General features: G+C 44.0%; 4 protein-coding genes. 3 read left to right on the forward strand and 1 reads right to left on the reverse strand.

All coding sequences use genetic code 11. From position 1 onward, the window contains the following. Positions 1-16 precede the first annotated feature (16 nt). Positions 17-1,558 (forward strand): HD-GYP domain-containing protein, encoded by a 1,542-nt coding sequence (locus IQQ51_RS23300; protein WP_086970249.1) that lies wholly within the window; start codon positions 17-19, stop codon positions 1,556-1,558. Positions 1,559-1,760: 202 nt separating this feature from the next. Then, positions 1,761-2,951, forward strand: coding sequence for an amino acid aminotransferase (locus IQQ51_RS23305; protein ID WP_019822582.1), 1,191 nt, complete (start codon positions 1,761-1,763; stop codon positions 2,949-2,951). Positions 2,952-3,053: 102 nt separating this feature from the next. On the opposite strand, the gene IQQ51_RS23310 is transcribed toward IQQ51_RS23305, so the two are convergent. Next, the gene (locus IQQ51_RS23310; RefSeq protein WP_029405474.1) at positions 3,054-3,695 is read right to left on the reverse strand and encodes an outer membrane beta-barrel protein; all 642 of its coding nucleotides are present in this window, start codon (positions 3,693-3,695) and stop codon (positions 3,054-3,056) included. Positions 3,696-3,845: 150 nt separating this feature from the next. Here IQQ51_RS23310 and IQQ51_RS27620 point away from each other — a divergent pair. Beyond that, on the forward strand, positions 3,846-4,127 hold a 282-nt coding region (locus IQQ51_RS27620), incomplete at its 3' end, for a cyclic nucleotide-binding domain-containing protein (RefSeq protein WP_228013187.1).

Consider the following 4,127-nt stretch of genomic DNA (forward strand, 5'->3'; position numbering starts at 1 on the left):
AGTCGTGAATCAATGAATGCGTGAATCTAATAAGAATGAGAACAAAGGCTTATCGATGGATACTTCAAATTACAATCAATCGCTAACGACTAAGTTATACGTCATTGCTGGCGTGCTGTTTGGCACCTATGGCAGCCGGGTGTGTCCTATGCTCGAGAGCTTAACGACGTTAGAGATTTTCACACAAGTCAGTATTGTGTTTATCTTATTATGGCTCGCACGTCGTTACCTATTGGCGCAACATACCTTGGTCAAGCAAGGCCGATTCGCGCAACTCGATACCCTGCTATTTTTTGTTGCAAGTGTGCCTTTCGCGCTCTACTACAACTTAAGCTATGAATTCACCATAGATAGCAATTTGAAGGTGCTGTTTGGAATGAGTCTATTCGGCTTCTTTACCGGAACCATTCTTCAATTGAACGCTAAGCTCAGCCAAATGGATAAAATGGAGACGACTGGACAATTCGACTTCCAACTGGTTGGTGAAAGAAGTTCACTGGTCAAGCAGATGATAGGCTTGGTTATCGTGCTTCTGGTCACACTGACGACTATGTTGACGATGATTGCTGTCAAAGACATCTTCTGGTTAGAACATAACCCTGACCGCTTATTGGACGGCACCGGCAAGATCAGCGTGATCAAAGAGTTTATTTATTTGGCTGTGGTACTGGGTGGCTACGCGATTACCATCATGACGCTTTGGAGCAAGCTAATTAAGCGCATTCTCCTAAGCCAAGAGCACGCATTAAACAAAGTCACCAATGGCGAGCAAGGCGTTCGCTTACCTATTTTCGGCTACAACGAGCTTGGCTCAATGGCATCTATGACCAATACCATGCTTGATAGCCTTGAAACTGCGCAAAACGAAGTCAAAACCACACGTGACGTGGCTATTGTGAGCTTATCGGCATTGGCTGAATCTCGAGACAATGAAACGGGCGCTCATATCCTCAGAACTCAAGAGTACGTCAAAGTACTCGCACAAGAGCTCAGCAAATCAGAAACCCACTCAAGCTTGTTAACACCAAACTACATCGAGTTGCTTTACAAATCTGCACCTTTGCACGACGTGGGCAAAGTCGGTGTGCCTGATAGCGTGTTATTGAAACCGGGTAAATTGACGGACGAAGAGTTTGAGATAATGAAAGGTCACCCCGCGATTGGTGCTGAAGCCTTATCTATTGCAGAAAAGCAGCTGGGAAGTAGCTCTTTCTTAAGAGTTGCAAAGGAGATATCTCTGACTCACCACGAGAAATGGAATGGCAGCGGTTACCCTAATCAGTTGTCGGGGGAAGATATTCCTCTATCGGGTCGTTTGATGGCATTGGCCGATGTTTATGATGCGCTCATCTCGAAGCGAGTCTACAAACCAGCCTTTACTCATGAACAAGCTAAACAGATCATCTTAGAGGGCAATGGGACGCATTTTGATCCGCAAGTTGTCGACGCCTTTCTAGCGGTTGAACAAGCGTTTGTTTCAATTGCCGCGACCTACAAAGATGGCAAAAATATCGCAAGTGAACTCGAGCGCGAAAGCTTTATTACTCAACCAGCGTAATCTATTCAAAAACCACTAACTTCTTGCACCCTATAGGTTAATCCGTAGGGTGTTTTGTTATCAAATACCCTCTTTAGTCAATAAATCTGATTGAAATGGATTTTTTTTAGCCTTTCTGTTCACTTCGTATTGTCTTAAAAATTCCATACAGGTATAACTACCCATAGATACTATCCCCTCTCAATTGACATGGATGAAGATTATGTTTGAAAAAGTGTTAGCTGCTCCCGCCGATCCTATCCTCGGCCTTACTGAAGAGTTTAAAAAAGACTCTCGTGCAGAGAAAATCAACCTTGGTGTTGGCATCTACAAAAATGAAGATGGTCAAACGCCTGTACTTAAAACAGTAAAGAAAGCAGAAGCTGCACTTCTTGAAAACGAAAAAACCAAATCTTACCTAACGATTGAAGGTACGGCTGAATACGGTCTAGCGGTTCAGAAACTTCTTTTCGGTTCAGACGCAGAGATCGTAGCATCTCAGCGCGCTAAAACAGCACAAGCTCCAGGTGGTACAGGTGCACTTCGCGTAGCGGGTGAATTCATCAAGCGCCAACTGGGTGATGTGAAAATCTGGATCAGTAACCCAACTTGGGCTAACCACAACGGTGTTTTCGCTGCTGCAGGTATCGAAACTGCTCAATACAGCTACTACAACGCTGAAACTAAAGACAAAGACTTCGCTGGCATGGTTGCTGACCTAGAGAAAGCTTCTGAAGGCGATATCGTTCTTCTTCACGGCTGCTGTCACAACCCAACAGGTATCGACCCAACAACTGAAGAGTGGGAAGTTCTTGCTAAACTGGTTGCTGAGAAGAAACTGCTTCCTCTATTCGATTTTGCTTATCAAGGTTTTGCAAAAGGCGTTGAAGAAGATGCTGCTGGCCTACGTATTTTTGCTCAATACAACAAAGAGATCCTTGTTGCTAGCTCGTTCTCTAAGAACTTCGGCTTGTACAACGAGCGTGTTGGCGCATTCACTCTGGTTGCAGAATCAGCAGACGTAGCAACAACAGCATTCTCTCAAGTTAAGAGCATTATCCGCTCTATCTACTCTAACCCACCAGCACACGGCAGTGCTGTCGTTACTCACATCCTTGGTGATGCTGACCTACGTGCTGAATGGGAAGCAGAAGTAGCAGAAATGCGTGACCGTATCCAAGAGATGCGTGAACTATTCGTAACAACACTGAAATCTGAAGGTGTTGATGCAGACTTCACATTCATCGAACGTCAAAACGGCATGTTCTCTTTCTCTGGTCTAAGCAAAGAGCAAGTAACTCGCCTAAAAGACGAATTCGCAATCTACATTGTTGGTTCTGGCCGTATCAGTGTTGCTGGTATGACTAAGTCAAACATGGGTCCTCTATGTAAAGGTATCGCTGCGGTTCTTTAATCGTAAAGTGAAACCTGCACTTGCAGACCAATAGATATGCAAAAGCCAGCAATTAAGCTGGCTTTTTTGTGTCTCGACTTTCAGGTTTAGATGCTTTGTAAGTTAATACTCTAAGAAAAACTCCACGCCCAGCTCATTGGTTCGTTCGCTACGAATTTTACCTTCACCGTCTCGATGTTGGTATGACCCACCAATCGCAAACTTGTTGGTCACTAGATAGCGTAAACCTAAGTGATAGATCTCTTCATCAAACAGGTCACTTCGATTCACTTGCACACTCCCGTTAGCTATCCAACGTTTCGCAAAGCCATAGTTAAGCTCAGCTTTTACCCCTTGGATGAACTCAGTGTCTGAAGATTCAGTTCGGTTGGTGTCATTATCTTCAACCTTACCTTTAGTGATACCAAGCAGGTAGTAAGCCACTATATCTAAATCTTTCTTAATGCTGTAACGGTAACCAACACCTGGCATCAGCGTATCAATTCGAGTTGTGGTGTCATCAGGGTGAATAAAGCGTGCGCTGTAGTCTCCCAGCAACAACCAATCATCCGTCATCGCGTAACTGACGCCTAATCCATACGACGAGGCATTGTTATTACTGCCTGCATCTTCATTTAAACTGCCCGAATGCGCCGTGGCATAAATATGGTCGTAATCTAAAATATCCACCGCGTTAGTGTCCGCCCACAAACTTGGAGAAAACATAAAAACCGCAGATACAAAACTAAGCTTCCACTTCGACATTCCTATCATCCTTAAACTGTCACTCCATTAATTGAAAGGTTAGTCTATCCATAAGACTTTAAAAAGGTTTTAGCTCACAGATTGATTTGTGACGGCAAAATATTATCAAATGTTGTACCATGAAATCATATAAACCAATGGATGATCATTATGGATGCTGAGTTATTAGAGATTCAAAACTTTCTGGCACAATACCCCCCTTTCACAGAACTCCCTGAGGAGATGTTGGCGAAAGTGACCAGTAGCGTGGAAATTTCTTATTACCGCCAAGATACCCCTATCATTCACTTTGGTGATCAAATACATGACTTGTACATCGTTCGAAGTGGCGAAGTCGAAGTCTACCGTCGTAAAGGCGAACTCTATAACCGCCTTGATGAAGGCCACTTGTTCGGTCAAATGGGCCTACTGACCAACAACAAGGTGCGTTTC

This window comes from Vibrio sp. OPT18, assembly GCF_015163615.1.
Lineage (GTDB): Bacteria > Pseudomonadota > Gammaproteobacteria > Enterobacterales > Vibrionaceae > Vibrio > Vibrio coralliirubri.

What these genes read in the sequence shown, in the direction of transcription:
- IQQ51_RS23305 (WP_019822582.1), top strand. Translation starts at nt 1,761, where the DNA reads ATGTTTGAAAAAGTGTTAGCTGCTCCCGCCGATCCTATCCTCGGCCTT.
- IQQ51_RS23310 (WP_029405474.1), bottom strand. Translation starts at nt 3,695, where the DNA reads ATGTCGAAGTGGAAGCTTAGTTTTGTATCTGCGGTTTTTATGTTTTCT.
- IQQ51_RS23300 (WP_086970249.1), top strand. Translation starts at nt 17, where the DNA reads ATGCGTGAATCTAATAAGAATGAGAACAAAGGCTTATCGATGGATACT.